1 rRNA gene is annotated in these 1,478 nt (G+C 50.0%); it reads left to right on the top strand.

Features of this window, described 5'->3' with window-relative positions:
- Positions 1-19: 19 nt before the first annotated feature.
- Positions 20-1,478 (top strand): 23S ribosomal RNA (locus tag FTT75_RS15520); the annotation flags it as partial.

The following is a 1,478-nucleotide window of genomic DNA, read 5'->3' as shown; positions in this document are numbered from 1 at the left end:
CGACTGTTTGGGGTTGTATAGTCAAGTAATTAAGTGCATGTGGTGGATGCCTTGGCAGTCAGAGGCGATGAAAGACGTGATAGCCTGCGAAAAGCTCCGGGGAGGCGGCAAATATCCTGTGATCCGGAGATGTCTGAATGGGGAAACCCACTTACCATAAGGTAGGTATTGCATGATGAATACATAGTCATGCAAGGCGAACGAGGGGAAGTGAAACATCTCAGTACCCTTAGGAAAAGAAATCAATTGAGATTCCCTCAGTAGCGGCGAGCGAAAGGGGAAGAGCCCATTAAGTCATATAAGTTCTAGTGGAACGCTCTGGGAAGTGCGACCGTAGACGGTGATAGTCCTGTACACGAAAGGGCTTATATGATGATGTCGAGTAGGGCGAGGCACGTGAAACCTTGTCTGAATATGGGGGGACCATCCTCCAAGGCTAAATACTCCTGACTGACCGATAGTGAACCAGTACCGTGAGGGAAAGGCGAAAAGAACCCCTGTGAGGGGAGTGAAATAGATCCTGAAACCGCATGCATACAAGCAGTGGGAGCCGACTTGTTCGGTGACTGCGTACCTTTTGTATAATGGGTCAGCGACTTATATTCAGTAGCGAGGTTAACCGAATAGGGGAGCCGTAGGGAAACCGAGTCTTAATAGGGCGCATTAGTTGCTGGGTATAGACCCGAAACCAGGTGATCTATCCATGAGCAGGTTGAAGGTTGGGTAACACTAACTGGAGGACCGAACCCACTGTCGTTGAAAAGCCAGGGGATGACTTGTGGATAGGGGTGAAAGGCTAATCAAACTTGGTGATAGCTGGTTCTCCCCGAAAGCTATTTAGGTAGCGCCTCGGACGAATACCATTGGGGGTAGAGCACTGTTTCGGCTAGGGGGTCATCCCGACTTACCAAACCGATGCAAACTCCGAATACCAATGAGTACTATCCGGGAGACAGACTGCGGGTGCTAACGTCCGTAGTCAAGAGGAAAACAATCCAGACCGCCAGCTAAGGCCCCAAAATTATAGTTAAGTGGGAAACGATGTGGGAAGGCATAGACAGCTAGGAGGTTGGCTTAGAAGCAGCCACCCTTTAAAGAAAGCGTAATAGCTCACTAGTCGAGTCGGCCTGCGCGGAAGATGTAACGGGGCTAAAACTATATGCCGAAGCTGCGGATGCATAATTTATTATGCGTGGTAGGGGAGCGTTCTGTAAGCCGATGAAGGTGGATTGAGAAGTCTGCTGGAGGTATCAGAAGTGCGAATGCTGACGTGAGTAACGACAATGCGAGTGAAAAACTCGCACGCTGAAAGACCAAGGGTTCCAGTCCAACGTTAATCGGGGCTGGGTGAGTCGACCCCTAAGGCGAGGCCGAGAGGCGTAGTCGATGGGAAATTGGTTAATATTCCAATACTTCTGTGTAATGCGATGAGAGGACGGAGAAGGTTAAGTCAGCCTGGCGTTGGTTGTCCAGGTGGA

It is taken from the genome of Acinetobacter sp. YH01008 (assembly GCF_013420435.1).
Taxonomy (GTDB): Bacteria; Pseudomonadota; Gammaproteobacteria; order Pseudomonadales; family Moraxellaceae; genus Acinetobacter; species Acinetobacter pseudolwoffii.
Note: the sequence above shows the minus strand (reverse complement) of the source record. Positions and strands in the feature narration are given on the sequence as shown.